Below are 19,139 nucleotides of genomic sequence, written 5' to 3'. Positions count from 1 at the left end.
TCAGGCGCTTCCTTGCGGCTTCATGTGGCTTTTCACCCGATCGACCACTTCGCGGGTGGAGAAGGGCTTGGTGATGTAGTCGTCGGCGCCCAGGGCGAGGCCCTTTTCCTTCTCGATCTCGCGCCCCTTGGCGGTCAGCATGATGATGCGCACGCCGTTCCAGGCGGGATTGGCGCGGATGGCCTGGCAGACGTCGTAGCCGTCGCGCTTGGGCATCATCACGTCGAGCAGGACCACATCGGGGGCGCTTTCTTCGACGGCTTTCAGCGCCGCTTCGCCGTCGCGCGCCACGCGCACGTCGAAACCGGCCTGCTTCATCAGGAATTCGAGGGACAGGACGATATTGGGCTCGTCATCGACGACCAGGACCGACTGGGTCACGGGGCCTCCTCCCTTTGCTTTTGTGTCCGTCTCGAAAGGACGGTTTTCAATAAGATAACATCTTCACATATCTCTGTCATTTCGCCCGGCGGGGCAGGGATTTAGCAACCGGTCTTGGTCCTCTGGCCTATGTCTTCCGGGCTTTTGCGGGCGGCGGGACCTGCCCATATTCAGACCATGGACCCAGCCCTTTCCCCTAAGCCGCGTTTCGGCGCAACGCCGGATGAGTGGCATGTTCCCCTGAGTGCCGGCCAGGTGACGCTGGCCGAGGCGGTGGCCGATTTGCGTCTGGTCGGCGGCGGACAGGCCGAGGTGCCGTTGCTGGTGCAACTGGTCGAGAACCCGAAATTCCGCATTCCCGGCTTCGACCTGTTCCATGGCCGGGTCGGGCTGGACGACCATGATTGCATCCATGTCCTGTTGGGGCGCGGCATCCGGCCCAAGGACGAAGCCTTCGTCATCGGCTTTACCATGGGATCGACCCATCGCGTCGGCTCCTCGGAGGAACGTCTTTTCTCCTTCATCGCGGGAAATCTCTATTCCGGCATCTATCGTTTCTCGAACGAGGACATCGCCGTTTTCCGTGATGCCTTGCGGCTGGGCTACATCTCGCGCTGCCAGGCCTTGGACCAGGTGGATTTCAGGCCCTACATGAACCGCTCCCTGGCCGAAGCGAGGGCCGCGCTTGGCATCGAGGCCGACCTGTTGCGGGCCTATTACGCCATCGAGGGGCGGCGCTATCCGTCCTCACCCGAAAGCGTCCGCCTCACCGCGTAAGGCTACCCCCTGCGTCCAAACGGCTTGACCGGCCTGAGGCCGCTCCCACCTGTCCGTCAGGGGAAACCTGTCCGAAGGAGGGGGGCAAGCAAGGAGACGGCGATTATGCAGACACCGAGCATGAAGGATATCCGGCGCATCGCCATGATCGGCGGCGGCGGCCTTTTGGCGCTTCAGGGATTGCGGCGGGGCGATGCCGCAGGACTGGCCATGGCCGCGGCGGGGTCAGGCTTGCTGACGGCCGCGCTGCGCGGCAGCGAAGTCCTGGGCAAACTGCGTCAGGGCAAGGCGAAGGAGGCGATGGAAAGCCGCCCGGTCCGGTCCCGCTGCACCATGACCATCTCCGCCTCGCGCCGGGACCTCTACCGTTTCTGGCGCCGGACAGAAAACCTGAACAAGCTGATTCCCCGGATCGAGCATGTCGATTCCATCAGCGATACCCGTTCCCACTGGAGCATGTCCCTGCCCATGGGCGTGACGCTGGAATGGGAATCCGAGGTCATCGACGAGCGCGAGAACCAGTTGATTCGCTGGCGTTCGGTCGGTACGCCGGATGTGAACAATTCCGGGCAGGTGCGTTTCCGCGATATCGGCGACGGCCGTACCGAAGTGGATTTGTCCCTGCGCTACGAGCCGCCCTTCGGAATGGCCGGGCAGGCGGTGGCCTGGATGATGGGGCACGAGCCGGAACAGCAGGCCATGGAGGCGCTGAAACGCTTGAAGCAGATCATGGAAAGCGGCCGGGATGCGCATGAGGGCATCACCACGACCGGCAAGGCCGAGGACCGAGGCCGGACTCCGCCCCCCCCCTCGACCGAAGGCGGCGGCATCGTGAAGGGGGCCGGGGTGAAGGGGACCGAGGAAGAGAAAGGCCATGGCGTGGTGACCGGCGTCGAAATGGTCGGCGGCCAGCCGGTGGCGGCGCGCAGCATCGATCCCACCAGCGACCAGCAATCCGAGATCGTGCGCAAGAATACCTGATGCCAAATCCTTGACGCCTCCCCTGTCGTCGCCCATACCCCCCAGGAATGAGACGACAGGAGGACGGGATGAACCTGCGTATCGAAAGGCTGAGCGGCCAGGGCTTGGCGGCGCGGCTGGGCGATCTGGCCCGGCTGCGCATCGCCGTCTTCCGCGACTGGCCCTATCTCTATGATGGCGATCAGGCCTATGAGGAGCGCTATCTGCGTTCCTATGCCGAGACGCCGGACAGCGTCATCGTCGCGGCGCTGGACGGGGAAAAGGTCGTCGGGGCTGCCACCGCCCTGCCCATGGCGGGTGAGCCCGAGGAAATGCGCGCCGCCTTCGCCAAGGCCGGATTCGATCCCAACCGCATCTTCTATTTCGGCGAGTCCGTGCTGCTGTCCCAGTATCGCGGCCAGGGCATCGGCGTCGAATTCTTCCGCCAGCGCGAAGCCCATGCCCGCGAGACGGGCGGCTATACCCATGCGACCTTCTGTGCTGTCGACCGTCCGGCCGATCATCCCCGCCGTCCGGCGGATTACGTGCCCCTGGATGACTTCTGGCGCCGGCGCGGCTTCACCCCGCTGCCCGACATGACGGTGCATTTTTCATGGAAGGACCTGGACGAGGCCGAGGAAAGTCCCAAATTGATGCGCTTTTGGATCAAGGAGCTATCGTGACCCTGCGCGTCGCCGCCGCCCAATATCCCATCGACCGCCCGCTTGTCTGGCAGGACTACGCCGCCAAGGCCGAATCCTGGGTGGCCGAGGCCGCCGCCCGTGAGGCCCGCCTGCTGGTCTTTCCCGAATATGGCGCCATGGAACTGGCCGCCCTGCTGGGGGAAGAGGTGGCGGCCGACCTGCATCGCCAGATCGACGAGATGCAGGCCTTCCTGCCGCGCTTTCTCGATCTTTGGGGCGGCCTGGCGAAACGGCATCGGGTCTGGCTGCTGGCGCCCACCCTGCCGGTGCGGCGGGACGGGCAATTCCGCAACACCGCCCATTTCTTCGCGCCCGACGGTACGTGCCGGGTGCAGGAAAAGATGATCATGACCCGCTTCGAGAACGAGGAATGGGGCATCGGGCCGGGCGAGGCCTTGCGCGTCTTCGACACCGATTTCGGCCGGGTCGGCATCGCCATCTGCTACGACGTGGAATTTCCGCAGCTTGTCCATGCCCTGGCCGAAGCCGGGGCCGGATTGATTTTGGCGCCAAGCTGCACCGACACGCTGGCCGGCTGGCACCGCGTCCGCCTTTCGGCCCAGGCCCGTGCCCTGGAGAACCAGTGCTTCGTCCTGCAATCCCCCACGGTGGGCGAGGCCCCGTGGTCACCCGCCGTGGACGTCAATATCGGTGCCGCCGCCATTTTCGGCCCACCTGACCGCTTCATGCCCGATAACGGCATCCTGGCCGAAGGCGAACTGAACGCGCCGGGCTGGGTCTATGCCGATCTCGACATGGACGCGATGACCCGCGTTCGCGCCGAAGGTCAGGTCTTCAACTGGCGCGACTGGGACCGGCAGGCGGGACTGGGCAAGGTGGAGGTGGCGTAGGCGGGATGTGCCAATTCATGCTTCGAGACGCCGCTTCGCGGCTCCTCAGCATGAGGTTTGGTTATGTTATTGAAAAGTAAGGAAGTGGCCTCGCCCTGAGGAGGCCCGCAGGGCCGTCTCGAAGGGCGCTGCGGGCCTAATTGCTAATTCGTCACCCGTCCCTTCGCGCGATACCGTCCGTCCTCGAAGCCCTGGAACATCTCGTTGACCTGGGGATGGGCGACGGGGCCGTGTTCGTCGTCGGGCAGGAGGTTCTGTTCCGAGACATAGGCCACATAGGGACCCTGCGGCCCCACGGCGAGCAGGTGGTAGAAGGGCTGTTCCTTGTTCGGGCGGATCTCTTCGGGGATGGCCTGATACCATTCCTCGGTATTGGCGAATTCCGGGTCCACGTCGAAGATCACGCCCCGGAAGGGAAAGATCCGGTGGCGGACGATTTGGCCGATTTCGAATTTGGCCAAGCGCATGATCACATTCATTTAGGCGTCCACTCCCCACCAGGCACGGGCTTCTCGGACGGTCCAGGAGGGACCGTGACCGCTGAACAATATAGTCTCGGGCGGAAGCAATGCGAGAAAACGGGTGATCGAGGCCTCCAATTGGGGCTGGCTGCCACCGGGGAAATCGGTGCGGCCGACCCCGTGGTTGAACAAGGTGTCGCCGGTGATGCAGAAACCGGGAAAGGCATAGCAGACGCCGCCGGGCGTATGGCCGGGCGTGTGGATCATGCGGACCTCGACGCCCCCCAGGTTCAGCACCGGCTCGCCCGTCCGCCAATCCGCCAGTTTCGGCGGGGTCAGGCGCATTCCCAGATAGGCGGCGAAATGCGCCGCCTGGGCGATCACCGGCTTTTCGTCCTCATGGGCGAGGAAAGGCAGGCCCAGCGCCTGCTGGATCGCGTGGGTCGCGCCGATATGGTCGGGATGGCCGTGGGTCAGCCAGATGGCCTTGACCGTGCCGCCTTCGGCCTGCCCCAATTTCAGGATCCGTTCGGCTTCGCCGCCGGGGTCGAGCACCACTCGTTCGCCGGTCGGGACATGTTCGACCAGATAGCAATTCTGGTTCAGCGGCGGATTGGTCACGACGATGCGCAGGGCGAAATCGCCGATCATCAAAGGCCGGTGCGTTGCCATGCCTGTCCTTCTCCCTGTGTATCTCCGGTTTACTCCGGACGCTTGGACTTGCCAAGAGGGCGCCGACGCAGGGCGCGGACCAGGAAACGGGATGGATGGATGGCCTGGGCGACGTCGCGTTCCACGGGTAAAGGCGCACCGGCCATGGTCGCGGCCAGGATCTCGGCGGCCAAGGGAGCCAGGGGAAAGCCCTTCGAGCCCAGGCCCGACAGGACATAGAGCCCGTCCTGCCAGCGCGCCGCCGGATAGCTTTCCGGGCGGCGGCCGTGATGCAGATCGGCGAAATCCTGACGATAGCTTGCCGCATCGGGTACCGGCCCGACCAGGGGCAGGTGGTCGTCGGTGGTGGCGCGCAAGGCCGCCCGGCCGCCCTTGATGCGGGATTGCCAGCGCTCGGCCAGGGCGGGCAGGGGGCCGCGCAGCAGGTCCAGGCAATGGGCGTGGTCCTCCTCGGACAGGGCGCTCCAGCCGAGGTCGGCGGGGTCGGGCCAGCGTCCGAAGGTCGCGCCGATCACATGCATGCGGCCATCCCAGGGCGCGGGCACTTCCGGCGTGGCATAGCCTCCGAAGGACAAGGCGACCGAAGGCCCGGTGCCGTCGGCCTCGACGAAGGAAATCTGGCCGCGATTGGCATGGATCGGCAATTCGGCGCTGGGGCAGAGGCGGGGCGTTTCCGGCCCGTTGGCCAGCACCACGGCGGCGGCTTCGGTGATGATTTCGCCCGCCGGATCGCGCAGCGCCCAACCGTCCGGAATGCGTTCCAGTGACGCCACCTCGGCGCGGATGGTAGCGATGCCTTGGCTCAGGGCCTCGCAGATGCGCGAAGGCGCGATGCATCCGGCATGGGGGAAGAACAGGCCGCCGAAAGGCGCCTCGATGCCGTGTTCCAGCTCTTCCGCCAGATCTTCGGTGCCGGCCAGCCCGCGCAGGCGTTCCGCATCCTCGGCATCGCGGGCGAGCAGCGCCAGTCCGCGTCCATGCCAGATATCCTCGGGCAGAGTCTCGTACAGCCGTTTTGCATAGAAGAAGGCGGCGGAATGGAAACGTGCATTGGCGCTGGCCGAGGCGGTGAGATGGGGCTTGAACAGCCCGGCCGGATTGCCCGATGCTTCGCGCGCCAGGGCGGCATGGCGCTCGATGATGACGGGCGAGAAACCATATCCGGCCAAGGCATGGGCCGCCGCCACGCCGGCGATGCCGCCGCCGATCACCGCCACCGGCCCGGCGGGCGCTGGTTCGGCGGGCGCGTACCACGGCGCGTCGAGCACGACGGGGGCGGGGGCTTCCATTCGGCCGCGCAGGCATTCCCGCTTGCGCCCGAAGCCGGGGGCTTTTTCCATCACGAAGCCCAGGGCCTGCAGATTGCGGCGAACTTCTCCCGCCGCGGTGAAGGTGGCGAGGCGTGCACCGGGAGCCGACAGCCGGGCGACCTGGGCCAGGACCTCGGGCCGCCACATCTCGGGATTCCGCGAGGGGGCGAAGCCGTCCAGATACCAGGCATCGAAGCGGCCTTCCAGCCTGGACAGCATCTCGGCGGCCTCGCCCATCAGCAGGGTCAGGGCGACCCTGCCGTTCTCCAGCATGATGCGGTGGAAGCCCGGCCGGGCGCCGGGCCAGTGTTCGACCAATTGCCGGGCCAGCGGCGCCAGTTCGGGGAAGGCGGCCAGGGCGCGGGCCAGGTCGTCCCGCCCCAGGGGGAAGCCCTCGACCGCTACGTAATCCAGCCGCGCGCCGGGGGACGCGCTTTCGCGCCAGGCCTGCCAGGTCAGCAGGAAGTTCAGCCCGGTGCCGAAGCCGGTTTCGCCCAGGGCGAAACGGTGCCGGTCCCGCCATATGGACGGGACGCCGATGCCGTCCAGGAAGACCCACCGGCTTTCCGCCAAGCCCTGTCCGGCGGTGAAGTAGATGTCGCCGAAACGTTGGGATCTGGGGGTGTCGCCGATGCTCCAATCCAGATGGGCTTGGGACAGGGTGGGGAGAGGACTCCTCATTTGGAGGTAACCATAATCGTTAGGGGTGGTGGGCCAGATGGGGCTTGTTTCGGTCTCTTCCCCCATGGTTCTATCGCTTTCGAGGATGATCGAGACCCGATGTCCGAAGGATTGCCACCTTCTCATCCCGCCGACTTTCCGGCCCGACTATAGCGACAAGACGGCACTGCCCATAAGGCTGCCTGACTTACACGTATTTTATCATGCCGCCAGGCATGGCGGATCAAAAAAGGACCAGGCCCAGTGAACAATCGCAAACGCCTCGTCATCGCCGCTTTGGTTGCCCTTGGGCTGCTGGGCGGCATTGCCACCAGCTACCCCCTCTATAGCGCGCTCACCTCCGGAACCGAGACGGAAGAGGGCATGACGTTGCGCGATTCCAGTTATTCCCAGGTGGTCGAGCTGGTACGCGCCGGCGAAGTCGAGACGTTGACCTTCTACGGCATGCGTTCGGCCTCTGCCGCCGGTACCGACAACGTGTTGCACCGGACCCTGGTGCCGGAACTGGTGGCCGCCGATCTGGCCCGCCAGGCCGCCGATGCCGGCGTGACCGTCGAGTTCAAATCCGAAGAATTCCTGCCCTATGGCGAAAGCGTCACCGCACGGGCCTTGCTGGCCGTGGTGGGCAATCTGCTGATTTTCGGCTTCCTGGGGGCCTTCTTCTATTTCTACGTCCTGCGCGGCCCGATGGCCGGACGTTCCAAGGTGCGCCAGGTTTCCGCCTCGGACAGCAATGTGCGCTTCGCCGACGTGGCGGGCTGCGATGCCGAGAAGGAAGAGCTGATGGAAGTGGTGCAGTTCCTGCGCGACCCGCAGCGCTTCAGCCGCCTGGGCGGTACCGTTCCCACGGGCGTGCTGATGTCCGGCCCGCCGGGCACCGGCAAGACCCTGCTTGCCAAGGCCGTGGCCGGCGAGGCGGGCGTGCCCTTCTTCTCGGCCTCGGGTTCTGATTTCGTCGAGATGTATGTCGGCGTCGGCGCCGGCCGCGTGCGCAGCATGTTCGCCAAGGCCAAGAAGAAGGCGCCCTGCATCCTGTTCATCGACGAGATCGATGCGGTGGGCCGTTCGCGCAGCACCGGCACGTCCGGCGGCGCGCATGAAGAGCGCGAGCAGACCCTGAACCAGCTTTTGGTCGAGATGGATGGCTTTGGCGCCAATTCCGGCGTGATCGTCATCGCCGCCACCAACCGCCCGGAAATCCTGGATGCCGCCTTGACCCGTCCTGGCCGTTTCTCGCGCAATATCGTGCTGCAGAACCCGGATATCGGTGGGCGCGAAAAGATCCTGGCCGTGCATTGCGCCAAGGTGCGTCTGGCTGCCGATGCCGACCTGCATGTGGTGGCGCGCGGCACGCCCGGTTTCTCGGGCGCCGACCTGGCCAATCTGGTCAACGAGGCCGCCATCATGGCCGCCCGCAGCAACCGCGACAGCGTGACCATGGCCGATTTCGATCACGCCAAGGACCGCCTCATCATGGGCAACGAGCGCCGTTCCTTCGTGCTGAGCGAGGAGGACCGCCGCCTGACCGCCTATCACGAAGCGGGACATGCCCTGGTCGCCCATTACAGCCCGGCTTCGGACCCGATCCACAAGGTCACCATCGTGCCGCGCGGCCAGTCGCTGGGCATGGTGGTCCGCATCCCCGAACGCGACCAGCCCTCGCTGCGCCGTTCGCGCCTGCTGGCCGACCTCGCCGTGGCCATGGGTGGCCGTGCCGCCGAGGAACTGATCTTCGGGCCGGAGGAAATCACCACGGGGGCGTCGGGCGATATTCAGATGGCATCGCGCATCGCCCGTAAGATGGTCGCGGAATGGGGCATGAGCGAGAGGGTCGGCACCGTCGCCTATACGCTGAACTATGCCGAGCGCGACAGCGCCTTCTCGGAAGACACGACGCGCCAGATCGATGCCGAGGTCAAGGCCCTGGTGGCGGAAGGACGGGACCGTGCCCTGCACATCCTGACCACGCGCATGGACCAGCTTCATGAACTGGCCCAGGCCCTGCTGGAACGGGAAAGCCTGAGCGGGGCCGAGATCAAGGAAATGGCCCGCAACTGGCCCGCCTCGGTCGAGGACCCGTCGGAGGTGGTGGCCGAACAGGCCGCGTAAACTCCCCGACAGGAAAAGGGTCCGCTTCGCCCGCCTCCAGCAATGGGGGCGGGCGAAACGCTGTTTGAGGCTTGAGAAGGGAGCTCATTTTCCGGCGCTTTCTGCGGAACCATCCGGAGAGGGGATTGTTGGTCCTTCGCTGCCCCATTTCACGGAGGATCCCATGAAAGAGACGGAACGCGCCAAGCATGAACATGGCGGGCCCGGCAAGTCCGCCCGCAAGGGACATCTGGACCCGGACGACAAGGGCAATGTGGCCAGTCAGCAGCAGACCGGCGGTGCTGGTACCAGCGATGAAAAGCCCGCTTCCGACCGGCGCATCGGCACCGGCGAATCGGAAGACCAGAAGCACTGATGGTTGAGCAGGTCCTTCTCACCGAGACGCGCATTCTCCCCATCGCCTCGGGCGGCTATGCGCCGGTCGAGGTGATGACGGGGCGGGGGCGCGTGGATTTCCGCTGGTACGAAGTGGAAGGAGCCGAAGCCGCCGTCTTGATGGTGGGCGGCGTCGGCGGCGGCTGGGACAGCCCGGCCCACGACCTCTATCCCTGGCTCTGTCAGGAATTGCCGAAGGCGGGCATCGCCGCTTTGCGAGTGCGATTCCGCCATTCCAGCCAGTTGAACGAGGCGCTTCACGATGTGCTGGCCGGTATCGCCTTCCTGGAGGGCGAGGGTATCAAGCGGGTGGGTTTGGTCGGACATTCCTTCGGCGGTGCGGTGGTGACCCAGGCCGCCGCTTTGTCGCCCGATGTGGACGCCTTGGTGACCATTGCCACCCAGGCCTATGGCGCCACCCTGGCCGATCAGGTCCTCTGCCAGACCTTGATGCTGCATGGCGAACAGGACGAAATTCTGCCGTCTCTTTGTACCGACCGGCTGGCTTCGCAGATCACCGCCCCCAAGCGCGTGGAATATTTCCCCGGCGCGGGGCATTGCCTGGACGAAGTGGCAGCTCAAATCCGGCCGCTTCTGCACGATTGGTTGGTGGCGCGGCTGCGGTGAGGCGGGCGAGAAGCTAGAAGACACAGATGAAAATAATAACAAACACCCTTTCTTCTATCTGTGTTTCTCTGTGTTCATCTGTGTCTCTATAAAAAGCCTCTACAGCCCCAGGCGCGGAATTTCGATGGCCGGGCAGCGGTCCATGATCACTGTCAGTCCCGCTTCCTCGGCGCGGCGTTTGGCGTCGTGGTCGATGACGCCCAATTGCATCCACACGACCTTGGCGCCGATGGCGATGGCTTCGTCCACGACGCCGCCGGCCTGTTCGGAATTCCGGAAGATATCGACCATGTCGACGGGGAAGGGAATTGCGGCGAGATTGGGATAGACCGTCTCGCCCAGCAATGTCTGTCCTTCCAGCCCCGGATTGATGGGAATGCAGCGATAGCCCTGACGTTGCAGGAAGGCCATGACGCTATGGCTGGGGCGGATGGTCTTGGGCGAGGCGCCGACCACGGCGATGGTCTTGACGCTGGTCAGGACGTCGCGGATCACGGCTTCGGACATCTTTCTGCTCCTGTGGGATTGCGCCGGTGAATCAGATGCCGCCGCCGGCTTCGATCAGGCCGGTCTGGCGCTCGACTTCCAGCAGCAATTCGTGAAGATGCGAATCGACCACGCCGTGATTTTCCAACTCGCGCACCGTGTTGATCAGGTAGTCGCGGTTCAGTCCGGCACGGCCTTCGGCATCCATGATGATCTGGGCCGAACGCTCCAGCCCCAGATTTCCGGCATATTGGCGGTGCTGGGGATCGGCCACGAAGGTATAGGCTTCCACCCGCTCGCCGCTGCGGCACAGGCAGACCGGCAAGGTGAGGGCGATATAGGCGTAAGATCCCAATTCCCGTTCGTTCAGGTAATCGACCACTTCGTCGGCCTTATCGGCAGCGACGCGGAAGGCCGCGCCCTGGCAGTGCCCGCCCGGCGTCAGCCCCAGCACCAGGCCCGGCTTCTCCGCCGTGCCTCGGTAATGGCGGGAGTAAAGGCAGAAGGCACGGTGATAGCCCTCCAGTACGGCGGGCTGCACATCCAGGTAAGGAAAACCCGGCCGCCACATCAGCGAGCCATAACCGAATACCCAAAGATCGCCTTCAGACATTATACCCTTCGTTCTTGCTGGAGAGATGCCGCGGGAGGCGCGACCTCTTGTGCGGAGATATTGTGATTTCAGGCCAGGATGAACAGGACGGCGTCTTCCCTCAGCAGCCCCGCCAGACGGGATCGCGCTTAGCGAGGAAGGCGTCGATGCCTTCCTCGGCGTCTTGGGCCAGCATGTTCCGGGTCATGACCTCGCTGGCATAGGCATAGGCCTCGTCCAGCCCCATTTCCGCCTGCCGGTAAAAGGCTTCCTTGCCGGTCGCCAGCGTCAGCGGGGATTTGGCGGCGATCTGGCGGGCCAGCTGAGTCACCTGCTCGTCCAGTTCCGCCGCCGGGACGGCACGGTTGATCAGGCCCCAGGCCTGCGCTTCGGCGGCGGTGACGGGGCGGCCGGTCAGCAGCATCTCCATGGCCTGTTTGCGGCCCACGGCACGCGACAGGGCGACCATGGGGGTCGAGCAGAACAGGCCGATATTGACGCCGGGCGTGGCGAAGCGGGCCTCTTCGGCAGCTATGGCTAGGTCGCAGCTCGCCACCAGCTGGCAGCCGGCGGCGGTGGCCATGGCATGGACCTTGGCAATCACCGGCTTGGGCAGCCGGACGATGGCGGTCATCAGGGCCGAGCACCGGGAGAACAGGTCGGCATAATTCTCCCGCCCCGGATTGGCGCGAATTTCCTTCAGGTCGTGTCCGGCGCAGAAGGCCGGGCCGTTGGCGGCGATGACCACCACCTTGACCGTCGCGTCCGAGGCGATCGCATCCAGTTCGGCCTGAAGGGCGGCCATCAGCCCCAGCGACAGGGCGTTGCGTGCCTGGGGGCGGTTCAGCGTCAGCGTGGCGATGCCCTCGGCATCCTGGCGCAGCAGCAGGGGCTGAGCGGTTTCGGCGGTCATGGATGGTCTCTCCCTGTTTCTTGATTATGAATTTCAGTCTGCGCCCCCGGGGACATGGGATCAAGCCCGTGCGTTGACGCAAAGGGAAAGCCGCCGCCATACTTGGAGAAAATAATCCCGGAGGAAACATGCCGCTCATCACCGTCGAGGATTTCCAGAAACTGGTTTCCGCCGAATTGCCGCTGGTCGATCTGTTCGGCATGCATACCGAGGCCATCGGCGAGGGCACGGCGCGCATGCGCATGCACGCCAATCCCGATCTGGTCCGTCCCGGCGGCACGGTCGCGGGACCGGCCCTGATGGCCCTGGCCGATGTCACCATGTATGCGGTGGTGCTGGGCATGATCGGCAAGGTGGAACTGGCGGTGACCACCAATCTGTCGATCAATTTCCTGCGCAAGCCGCCCCAGGCCGACGTCATTGCCGAAGGCCGCATCCTGAAGCTGGGCAAGCGCCTTGCGGTGGGCGAGGTGGCGCTCTACACGGACGGCAGCGACGACATGGTCGCCCATGTCACCGGCACCTATTCCATTCCTCCCTCGGCGGCGGCCGTCATGAGCCGGACCAGCGCGGCCTGAACGTTCCCCCGATGCGGCTCCGGCGATGCCGGAAAGAGAGGTGAGTCTTGCCCATGCGAGATGAGTCCTCCGGCTTTTCCGTCTCCCGATCGGTCTGACCGATCGGGCCGGGACGCATCTTTTTCAAGTCTTCTTCAGCCTTAGGTGCATTTGCCTCGGGGAAATTCTCCTCGCACTCTTGAGACGCTCATGCGTCGCCGCGAGTCGTGCAGGAAGGGTCCGGGAGGTATCACATGCTGCTGTCGGAAGTCGCCCCGAAGGCCTCCGCCACCGAAATCCGCCCGATGAAGGTGGAGGATTACGGCAGCCTTGCGCCGCTCTACCGCCGGATGGACTGGCAAGTGCCTTCCGTGGCGAAATGGCGCTGGCTGACGGTGGACAATCCCGCGCTGGCCGAGGCCGGGCCGGGATTCCGGCCCGGCTGGCTGTTGCTGAACGGCGGCAGGCCCTGCGGTTTTCTCGGGAATCTGGCCCAGCGCTATTGGCTGGACGGCGAAGCGGTGCTTGCTGCCGCGGGCCAAGCCTATCTGGTGCTGCCGGAACATCGCAGCGCCAGCCTCAAGCTGCTGCACCGCTTCATGAACCAGCCCGGCGTCTCGTTGCTGTTCAATACTTCGGCCAATGAAACGGCCTCCAGCATCTTTGAATTCTTCAAGTTCCAGAGCCTGCCGGAGGGGCCGCTCTCTTCCCGCTTCGGCTGGGTGCTGAATGCCGGAGCGGTGGCGGCGGCGAAAATGCGGCGGCAGGGGAAGGGAAAAAGCCTGGCCGGGCTGGCGAGCATCGTGGGCGCTCTCGCCGGAGGTCCCGGCCTGCGCTTGGCCGGTCATGGGATGAAACGCCCCGCCGGTGCCATGCCCGACCTGCGGTCCCTGGAGGCATCGGCGGTAGGCGAGGCCTTCGACCGGCTGTGGCTGCGTCTGACCCTCAGTTCGGAAAAGCTGCTGGCCTGGCGGGATGCCGCCACCTTGCGCTGGCGTCTGGGCGATCCCGATGCCCAACATCCGGTGCGCCTGATCAGTTGCGGCAGCGGCGGCTATCTAGACGGCTACGTCTTGTGGAAGGCGCATGCGCGGCCCGCGATCGGCCTGCTGGGCGCGCGCATCCTCGACCTGCAACTGGACCCGGAAGCGCCGCCCGAGACGGCGGACTGGCTGCTTTGGGCGGCCGCGCTGCAGGCCAGGCGCGAGGGCTGCCACCTGATGGAGATGTTCGGCCTGCCGGGCCTCGCGCAGCAGCGCTTCCTGGCGCGCCGGGCCATCCCCATGCCCTATCCCCATAACTCTTATTTCTATCGCGTGCCGGATGCGGCGCTGGCCCAGCTGCTGCAAGACCCGGATGTCTGGCTGCCCAGCCTGATGGATGGGGATGCCAGCCTCTTTTACTAACCCCTCAAACAGCGGCCAATGCACCCATGGTTGTTTTGTGGGGCGCGAATGTTCCGCGATAATTTCAGGAATGTGATCCCGCGGCGGTTTTTCCGGCTTGCTCAGCCGGAACCTGCGGAAGAGCCCCCCGCAACAATGTGGGACATGCATGATGACCATTTCTTCCCGCAACGGCCTGCAAATCTACACGACCTGCCCGCAGTCGAAGGACCAGGACGGGAAGGATTATCCGCGCCGGGTGATCGAGGTGGCCCAATGGAGCGAGGCGGCGGGCTGCGCCGGCATCCTGATCTATACCGACAACAGCCTGGCCGATCCCTGGCTGGTGGCGCAGGTCATCCTGCAGAACACCCGCAGCCTGCTGCCCTTGGTGGCGGTGCAGCCCCTCTACATGCATCCTTATGCGGCGGCCAAGAAGGTGGCCTCGCTGGCCCTGCTTCATGACCGGCGGATCGCCCTGAACATGCTGGCGGGCGGGTTCCGGAACGACCTGTTGGCGCTGGGCGACGACACGCCCCATGACGACCGCTACCGGCGCACCACCGAATATGCCCTGATCCTGAAGCAATTGCTGGAAAGCCCGCATCCGGTGCGTTTCGAGGGCCGGTACTACCGGGTCAAGGGAGTGAGGATGCAGCCGCCGCTGCCGCCCGAGCTGTTTCCGGAAATCCTGATCTCCGGCTCCTCGGCCGCCGGGCTGGCCGCCGCCGAGGACATCGGCGCCACGGCGGTGGTCTATCCCAAGCGCCTGGAGGCGGGGGAGGAGGCGAAGATGCCCGCAGGCTGCGGGGCGCGGATCGGCATCATCGCCCGCAAGGACGGCGCCGAGGCCTGGCGCATCGCGCATGAACGCTTCCCCGAAGACCGTCCGGGCGAACTGACCCATCAACTGGCCATGAAGGTCAGCGATTCGGTCTGGCACAAGCAGCTTTCCGAAACCGAGACCGTCCCCCGTTTCGCGGACGATCCCTATTGGCTGCGCCCGTTCCAGACCTACAAAACATTCTGCCCCTATCTGGTCGGCAGCTACGAGCGCACGGCGGCCGAGCTGGTCCAATACATCACCCAGGGACACCGCCTCTTCATCATGGATATTCCCCCGTCCTACGAGGAAATCGAGCATATGCGGCTGGCCTTCCAATACGCGCAGGAGATGGCGGCATGAGCGTGCGGCTGCTGCATCACCTTGTGGCCGCCCAGGCCGAAACCCGTCCCGAGGCGACGGCTCTGGTAATGGCGGACCAGCGCATGACCTATGGCGCGCTGGAGGCGATGTCCAACCGCTTGGCCCGGCTGCTGCGCGCGCAGGGATGCCGCGAGGGCGACCGGGTCTGCCTGCTGCTGCCCAAGTCGCTTCATGCCCTGACGGCCATCCAGGCGGTGCTGAAGGCGGGCTGCGTCTATGTCCCGATGGACCCCGCCAGCCCCGCCTTGCGGGCGGCCCGCATCGTCGAGTCCTGCCGCCCGCGCGTCATCCTGATCACGGCTGCCACCGGGAGGCTGATGGAGGAGATCGCCGCCGAAAGTCCCGCCGCCCGGGCCGCGCGGATCGGCCTGATCGGGCCGCAATCCTGGCCAGGAGTACATTTCGAGGCCGCCGAGGCCCTCGGCCTGCCGGAAAGCGCGCCGGATGTCCGCCGCGGGCCCGAGGATGCCGCTCATATCCTGTTCACCTCGGGGTCGACGGGTTTGCCCAAGGGCGTGGTCATCACCCATGCCAATGCCCTGTCCTTCGTGGAATGGGGCGTGGACTATTTCGGCATTGGGAAGGCGGATCGTCTCTCGGGCCATCCGCCGCTGCATTTCGATCTCTCCACCTTCGACATGTTCGGCAGCTTCAGGGCTGGGGCCGAATTGCATCTGGTGGCGCCGGAACTCAACCTGCTGCCCAACAAGCTGGCCGAGTTCATCCGCTCTTCCGCACTGACGCAATGGTTCTCGGTGCCTTCGGTGATGTCGCTGATGGCCAAGGCCGGGGTGATCCGCGACGGCGATTTCCCCAGCCTGAAGCGGGTGCTGTGGTGCGGCGAGGTGCTGCCGACCTCCAGCTTGATCCACTGGATGCGGCGCCTGCCCCATGTCCGCTTCACCAATCTCTACGGTCCCACCGAGGCGACCATTGCCAGCAGCTATTATACCGTTCCCGCCTGTCCCTCGGACGAGCGGGCCGCGATCCCCATCGGACGGCCTTGCGGCGGCGAGGATCTGCTGGTGCTGGATGAAGAGATGCGGCCCACGCCGCCCGGCGAGGTGGGCGATCTCTACATCGCCGGGGTGGGGCTCAGTCCCGGCTATTGGCAGGACCCGGAAAAGACACGGGGCGTCTTCCTGCCCCATCCCTTCTCCCCGGGCCGCGTCTACAAGACCGGCGATCTGGCGCGGCTGGGCGAGGACGGGCTGATCCATTTCGTCGGCCGCGCCGATAGCCAGATCAAGAGCCGGGGCTACCGCATCGAACTGGGCGAGATCGAGGCCGCACTGGATGCCCTGGGCATCCTCAAGGAAGCGGCGGTGGTGGCGGTCCAAAGCGGCGGTTTCGACGGCGCGACGATCTGCTGCGCCTATGTTCCCGCCGAGGACCATGACCTGAATCCCAAGGATTTGCGCAAGGCACTGAGCCGCCATCTGCCCGCCTACATGCTTCCGACGCGCTGGGCGGCCTACCGGATGCTGCCCAAGAATGCCAATGGCAAGATCGACCGTCCGCGCCTCAAGGAAGACATGTCGGCCAGTCCGGAGAAGGCCGATGCATGAAGCCGGACGGGCCCGGCCTGCCGAGGCCCGTCCGCTCACCATCATGCTGGTGGGCGAGGGGGCCCCAGCCATGCGCCTGCTCCGCAGCCTGACGGACAATTCCAGGCATTCCCTGGCCGGGGTGGTGACGGGCGAGGCGGTAGGATCGGGCCCCAGCCTGCGGGCCTTGGCGCGCAAGCTCGACTTGCCGGTCTGGCCCAGCCGCCTCGTGACCGATCCGGCCTTCGCCGAGATCGTCGCGGCGGCGGGGGTGGATTTGCTGCTGAACGTGCATTCGCTGCTGCTGGTCCGGCCCGAGGTCATCGCGGCGGCACGGATCGGCGCCTTCAACATGCATCCCGGCCCGCTGCCCCGCTATGCCGGTCTCAACAGCGTCAACTGGGCGCTGTTCCGGGGCGAGGAACAGCATGGCGTGACCCTGCATTGGATGGATGGCGGCATCGATACCGGCGCCATCGCCTATCAGACCCTGTTCGATGTCAGGCCGGACGACACGGCGCTGACGGTCTCGGCCAGGTGCAGCGACCTGGGTCTGGGGCTGATCCAGCGCCTGATCAAGACGGCGGCGATCGAGCCGTCCTCCATTCCGCGCCAGCCCACGGACCCGGTGAAGCGGGAATATTTCGGGCGGGAGATCCCCCAGCAGGGACGCTTGTGCTGGTCGCGCCCGGCGCGCGAGGTGGTGGACTTCATCCGCGCCTGCGACCACGGCCCTTTCCCCTCGGCCTGGGGCCATCCGCGCACGCGGCTGGGCGGGCGTGAATTCGCCGTCTTGCGCGCCTCCCGCACCGGCCAGCCCGCCACGGCCGCGCCGGGCACCGTCTGCGGGCGCGAGGGCAGCCAGGTCACGGTCGCCTGTGACGACGAGACGATCCTGGTTTCGCATGTCCTCTTCGACAGCCGTTCCATCGTCGCCGGCGAATTGCTGGCCCCGGGCCAGTGCCTGGAAGACGGAGATTGACCTCAAGCCTTCAGCCTAGGGAGTACGTGCGTATGATCGAGACGCTTCGGGAGTTCTTCGCCAACGAACTGAATGTCGATGTGCCTTCCATCGACACCGACCTGTTGGAAGAGAGCCTGGTGGATTCGCTGATGCTGCTGCAGTTGATCATGTTCCTGGAAAGCCGCTACGGCTTCACCGTCGCGCCCGACAGCCTGGAATTCGACAATTTCCGCAGCATCCGCAGCATCGCCGATTTCGCCGCCACGCAGATGGCGATGGCCTGATTCGCCGGGCGGGAAAGGGAGGATTATCCGAAAGCGCCGCAAGGCCAGCATTCATGCGCTCCTTGAGTGAGGTAAAATAATACCACTGGCGTAACTGCCTTGATTTCATTGGTTTTTTAGGTGTTGACGAGCGCGGGGAATCTGAGGATACTCCGCGCCTCAATGAGACGGGGCTTTTGGCCTCGCCTGGAAACCCCGGTTATGCAGTGGATGTCATGAAGACCTATTCCGCCAAACCGTCCGATATCGAAAAGAAGTGGATCTTGATCGACGCGGACGGCGTCGTCCTGGGCCGCCTCGCCAGCATCATCGCGATGCGTCTGCGTGGCAAGCACAAGACCACCTTCACCCCGCACATGGATTGCGGCGACAACGTCATCGTGATCAATGCCGACAAGGTGCGTCTGACCGGCAACAAGCTGGCGGACAAGCGCTTCTACTGGCATACCGGCCATCCGGGCGGCATCAAGGACCGCACCATGGGCCAGCTGCTGTCGGGCCGCTTCCCCGAGCGCGTGATCATCAAGGCCGTCGAGCGCATGATCACCCGTGGTCCGCTGGGCCGCGCGCAGATGAAGAACCTGCGCGTCTATGCCGGCGCCGCTCATCCGCATGAAGCCCAGGCCCCCGAGGTGCTGGACGTCGCCGCGATGAATCCGAAGAATAAGAGGAGCGCGTAAGCATGGCTGACGATCTCAAGAGCCTTGCTGATCTGAAGGCCGTCTCGACCGAGGCCGCTCCGGCCCGCGAGCCCAAGATCGACGCCCAGGGCCGTTCCTACGCCACCGGCAAGCGCAAGAACGCCATCGCCCGCGTGTGGGTCAAGCCCGGTTCGGGGCGCATCACCGTCAACGGCCGCGATGTCGAGAACTACTTCGCCCGTCCCGTGCTGCGCATGCTGATCAACCAGCCCTTCCAGGTCGCTGGCCGCGTGCAGCAGTTCGACGTGGTCTGCTCGGTCACCGGTGGCGGCCTGTCGGGCCAGGCCGGCGCCGTGCGTCACGGCATCAGCCGCGCGCTCAGCTTCTACGAGCCGGCCCTGCGTTCCTCGCTGAAGGCCAGCGGCTTCCTGACCCGCGACCCGCGCGTCGTCGAGCGTAAGAAGTACGGTAAGGCCAAGGCCCGCCGCTCCTTCCAGTTCTCGAAGCGCTAAGTCGTTTCCGGTCTTGGATCGGAAGAAGGCCCGCCCCGGAAGAGGCGGGCCTTTTTTCATTTGCGGGCAGCATTTGCCACCTCTTTTTATTCTTGGCTCTCGCCGTTGACCGGCGCGGTTCCGAGGCGTAGCTTTGCCGCTCG

General features: G+C 65.3%; 22 protein-coding genes. 15 read left to right on the top strand and 7 right to left on the bottom strand.

All coding sequences use genetic code 11. The annotated features are described in order from the left end of the window. Positions 1-381: a response regulator transcription factor gene (locus tag EPD66_RS17670; RefSeq protein WP_142849835.1), complete on the bottom strand. Its 381-nt coding sequence runs from the start codon at positions 379-381 to the stop codon at positions 1-3. A gap of 177 nt (positions 382-558) precedes the next feature. Here EPD66_RS17670 and EPD66_RS17665 point away from each other — a divergent pair, with 177 nt between their 5' ends. The 4 genes from EPD66_RS17665 to EPD66_RS17650 all read left to right on the top strand — a co-directional run bounded on the left by EPD66_RS17665 (position 559) and on the right by EPD66_RS17650 (position 3,673). Next, entirely contained in the window at positions 559-1,158 is a 600-nt protein-coding gene (locus EPD66_RS17665) for a hypothetical protein (RefSeq protein ID WP_142849834.1), read from the top strand. A gap of 105 nt (positions 1,159-1,263) precedes the next feature. Then, a complete protein-coding gene (locus EPD66_RS17660; RefSeq protein ID WP_142849833.1) occupies positions 1,264-2,139 on the top strand; it encodes an SRPBCC family protein in 876 nt (291 codons plus the stop codon). 68 nt (positions 2,140-2,207) lie between these two features. Continuing rightward, entirely contained in the window at positions 2,208-2,801 is a 594-nt protein-coding gene (locus tag EPD66_RS17655; RefSeq protein WP_142849832.1) for a GNAT family N-acetyltransferase, read from the top strand. Then, positions 2,798-3,673 carry a carbon-nitrogen hydrolase family protein gene (locus EPD66_RS17650; RefSeq protein WP_142849831.1) on the top strand — a complete coding sequence of 292 codons (876 nt, stop codon included), beginning with the start codon at positions 2,798-2,800 and terminating at the stop codon, positions 3,671-3,673. Before EPD66_RS17655 ends, EPD66_RS17650 begins: the two co-directional genes overlap by 4 nt. Positions 3,674-3,816: 143 nt before the next feature. On the opposite strand, the gene hspQ is transcribed toward EPD66_RS17650, so the two are convergent. From hspQ to mnmC, 3 genes are read right to left on the bottom strand one after another with little or no spacing between them, the layout of a single operon-like run. Further along, the gene (gene hspQ / locus EPD66_RS17645; protein ID WP_142849830.1) at positions 3,817-4,152 is read right to left on the bottom strand and encodes a heat shock protein HspQ; all 336 of its coding nucleotides are present in this window, start codon (positions 4,150-4,152) and stop codon (positions 3,817-3,819) included. Beyond that, on the bottom strand, positions 4,153-4,806 hold the full coding sequence (locus EPD66_RS17640; RefSeq protein ID WP_142849829.1) for an MBL fold metallo-hydrolase: 654 nt from the start codon (positions 4,804-4,806) through the stop codon (positions 4,153-4,155). Between the two features lie 29 nt (positions 4,807-4,835). After that, complete coding sequence (mnmC, locus tag EPD66_RS17635) at positions 4,836-6,797, bottom strand: bifunctional tRNA (5-methylaminomethyl-2-thiouridine)(34)-methyltransferase MnmD/FAD-dependent 5-carboxymethylaminomethyl-2-thiouridine(34) oxidoreductase MnmC (protein ID WP_185961480.1); 1,962 nt, start codon at positions 6,795-6,797, stop codon at positions 4,836-4,838. A gap of 243 nt (positions 6,798-7,040) precedes the next feature. On the opposite strand from mnmC, the gene ftsH reads away from it, so the two are divergent. The 3 genes from ftsH (at position 7,041) to EPD66_RS17620 (ending at position 9,908) form a co-directional block, all read left to right on the top strand. Continuing rightward, positions 7,041-8,906 (top strand): ATP-dependent zinc metalloprotease FtsH, encoded by a 1,866-nt coding sequence (ftsH, locus tag EPD66_RS17630; RefSeq protein WP_255448556.1) that lies wholly within the window; start codon positions 7,041-7,043, stop codon positions 8,904-8,906. 163 nt (positions 8,907-9,069) lie between these two features. Next, positions 9,070-9,261, top strand: coding sequence for a hypothetical protein (locus EPD66_RS17625; RefSeq protein ID WP_142849827.1), 192 nt, complete (start codon positions 9,070-9,072; stop codon positions 9,259-9,261). Then, the gene (locus EPD66_RS17620; protein ID WP_142849826.1) at positions 9,261-9,908 is read left to right on the top strand and encodes an alpha/beta fold hydrolase; all 648 of its coding nucleotides are present in this window, start codon (positions 9,261-9,263) and stop codon (positions 9,906-9,908) included. The genes EPD66_RS17625 and EPD66_RS17620 overlap by 1 nt, the downstream gene beginning before the upstream one ends. A 99-nt stretch (positions 9,909-10,007) precedes the next feature. Here EPD66_RS17620 and EPD66_RS17615 read toward each other — a convergent pair whose 3' ends face one another. From EPD66_RS17615 to EPD66_RS17605, 3 genes are all read right to left on the bottom strand, one after another. After that, positions 10,008-10,415, bottom strand: a complete 408-nt coding sequence (locus tag EPD66_RS17615) for a CoA-binding protein (RefSeq protein WP_142849825.1) — start codon at positions 10,413-10,415, stop codon at positions 10,008-10,010. 31 nt (positions 10,416-10,446) lie between these two features. Further along, entirely contained in the window at positions 10,447-11,007 is a 561-nt protein-coding gene (locus tag EPD66_RS17610; protein WP_142849824.1) for a gamma-glutamylcyclotransferase, read from the bottom strand. Between the two features lie 100 nt (positions 11,008-11,107). Continuing rightward, positions 11,108-11,899, bottom strand: coding sequence for an enoyl-CoA hydratase (locus EPD66_RS17605; protein ID WP_142849823.1), 792 nt, complete (start codon positions 11,897-11,899; stop codon positions 11,108-11,110). 128 nt (positions 11,900-12,027) lie between these two features. Between EPD66_RS17605 and EPD66_RS17600 the strand changes: the two genes are divergently transcribed. The 8 genes from EPD66_RS17600 (at position 12,028) to rpsI (ending at position 18,996) form a co-directional block, all read left to right on the top strand. Beyond that, complete coding sequence (locus tag EPD66_RS17600) at positions 12,028-12,477, top strand: PaaI family thioesterase (protein WP_142849822.1); 450 nt, start codon at positions 12,028-12,030, stop codon at positions 12,475-12,477. A 233-nt stretch (positions 12,478-12,710) separates the two neighbouring features. Then, the gene (locus tag EPD66_RS17595; protein ID WP_142849821.1) at positions 12,711-13,862 is read left to right on the top strand and encodes a hypothetical protein; all 1,152 of its coding nucleotides are present in this window, start codon (positions 12,711-12,713) and stop codon (positions 13,860-13,862) included. Between the two features lie 148 nt (positions 13,863-14,010). Then, positions 14,011-15,027 (top strand): LLM class flavin-dependent oxidoreductase, encoded by a 1,017-nt coding sequence (locus EPD66_RS17590; protein ID WP_142849820.1) that lies wholly within the window; start codon positions 14,011-14,013, stop codon positions 15,025-15,027. Further along, entirely contained in the window at positions 15,024-16,616 is a 1,593-nt protein-coding gene (locus EPD66_RS17585; protein ID WP_142849819.1) for an amino acid adenylation domain-containing protein, read from the top strand. The genes EPD66_RS17590 and EPD66_RS17585 overlap by 4 nt, the downstream gene beginning before the upstream one ends. Then, complete coding sequence (locus tag EPD66_RS17580; RefSeq protein WP_185961479.1) at positions 16,609-17,577, top strand: methionyl-tRNA formyltransferase; 969 nt, start codon at positions 16,609-16,611, stop codon at positions 17,575-17,577. The genes EPD66_RS17585 and EPD66_RS17580 overlap by 8 nt, the downstream gene beginning before the upstream one ends. Positions 17,578-17,609: 32 nt before the next feature. Continuing rightward, positions 17,610-17,843, top strand: a complete 234-nt coding sequence (locus tag EPD66_RS17575) for an acyl carrier protein (RefSeq protein ID WP_142849817.1) — start codon at positions 17,610-17,612, stop codon at positions 17,841-17,843. Between the two features lie 215 nt (positions 17,844-18,058). After that, complete coding sequence (rplM, locus tag EPD66_RS17570; RefSeq protein ID WP_142849816.1) at positions 18,059-18,523, top strand: 50S ribosomal protein L13; 465 nt, start codon at positions 18,059-18,061, stop codon at positions 18,521-18,523. Between the two features lie 2 nt (positions 18,524-18,525). Further along, on the top strand, positions 18,526-18,996 hold the full coding sequence (rpsI, locus tag EPD66_RS17565; RefSeq protein WP_142849815.1) for a 30S ribosomal protein S9: 471 nt from the start codon (positions 18,526-18,528) through the stop codon (positions 18,994-18,996). The last annotated feature ends 143 nt before the right edge of the window (positions 18,997-19,139 follow it).

This window comes from Telmatospirillum sp. J64-1 (genome assembly GCF_006980715.1).
Taxonomy (GTDB): domain Bacteria; phylum Pseudomonadota; class Alphaproteobacteria; order Rhodospirillales; family Magnetospirillaceae; genus Oleiliquidispirillum; species Oleiliquidispirillum nitrogeniifigens.
Note: the sequence above shows the minus strand (reverse complement) of the source record. Positions and strands in the feature narration are given on the sequence as shown.

Coding starts and splice junctions, on each gene's coding strand:
- EPD66_RS17665 (WP_142849834.1), top strand. CDS start 559: ATGGACCCAGCCCTTTCCCCTAAGCCGCGTTTCGGCGCAACGCCGGAT.
- EPD66_RS17660 (WP_142849833.1), top strand. CDS start 1,264: ATGCAGACACCGAGCATGAAGGATATCCGGCGCATCGCCATGATCGGC.
- EPD66_RS17655 (WP_142849832.1), top strand. CDS start 2,208: ATGAACCTGCGTATCGAAAGGCTGAGCGGCCAGGGCTTGGCGGCGCGG.
- hspQ (WP_142849830.1), bottom strand. CDS start 4,152: ATGAATGTGATCATGCGCTTGGCCAAATTCGAAATCGGCCAAATCGTC.
- EPD66_RS17640 (WP_142849829.1), bottom strand. CDS start 4,806: ATGGCAACGCACCGGCCTTTGATGATCGGCGATTTCGCCCTGCGCATC.
- mnmC (WP_185961480.1), bottom strand. CDS start 6,797: ATGAGGAGTCCTCTCCCCACCCTGTCCCAAGCCCATCTGGATTGGAGC.
- EPD66_RS17625 (WP_142849827.1), top strand. CDS start 9,070: ATGAAAGAGACGGAACGCGCCAAGCATGAACATGGCGGGCCCGGCAAG.
- EPD66_RS17620 (WP_142849826.1), top strand. CDS start 9,261: ATGGTTGAGCAGGTCCTTCTCACCGAGACGCGCATTCTCCCCATCGCC.
- EPD66_RS17615 (WP_142849825.1), bottom strand. CDS start 10,415: ATGTCCGAAGCCGTGATCCGCGACGTCCTGACCAGCGTCAAGACCATC.
- EPD66_RS17610 (WP_142849824.1), bottom strand. CDS start 11,007: ATGTCTGAAGGCGATCTTTGGGTATTCGGTTATGGCTCGCTGATGTGG.
- EPD66_RS17605 (WP_142849823.1), bottom strand. CDS start 11,899: ATGACCGCCGAAACCGCTCAGCCCCTGCTGCTGCGCCAGGATGCCGAG.
- EPD66_RS17600 (WP_142849822.1), top strand. CDS start 12,028: ATGCCGCTCATCACCGTCGAGGATTTCCAGAAACTGGTTTCCGCCGAA.
- EPD66_RS17595 (WP_142849821.1), top strand. CDS start 12,711: ATGCTGCTGTCGGAAGTCGCCCCGAAGGCCTCCGCCACCGAAATCCGC.
- EPD66_RS17590 (WP_142849820.1), top strand. CDS start 14,011: ATGATGACCATTTCTTCCCGCAACGGCCTGCAAATCTACACGACCTGC.
- EPD66_RS17585 (WP_142849819.1), top strand. CDS start 15,024: ATGAGCGTGCGGCTGCTGCATCACCTTGTGGCCGCCCAGGCCGAAACC.
- EPD66_RS17580 (WP_185961479.1), top strand. CDS start 16,609: ATGCATGAAGCCGGACGGGCCCGGCCTGCCGAGGCCCGTCCGCTCACC.
- EPD66_RS17575 (WP_142849817.1), top strand. CDS start 17,610: ATGATCGAGACGCTTCGGGAGTTCTTCGCCAACGAACTGAATGTCGAT.
- rplM (WP_142849816.1), top strand. CDS start 18,059: ATGAAGACCTATTCCGCCAAACCGTCCGATATCGAAAAGAAGTGGATC.
- rpsI (WP_142849815.1), top strand. CDS start 18,526: ATGGCTGACGATCTCAAGAGCCTTGCTGATCTGAAGGCCGTCTCGACC.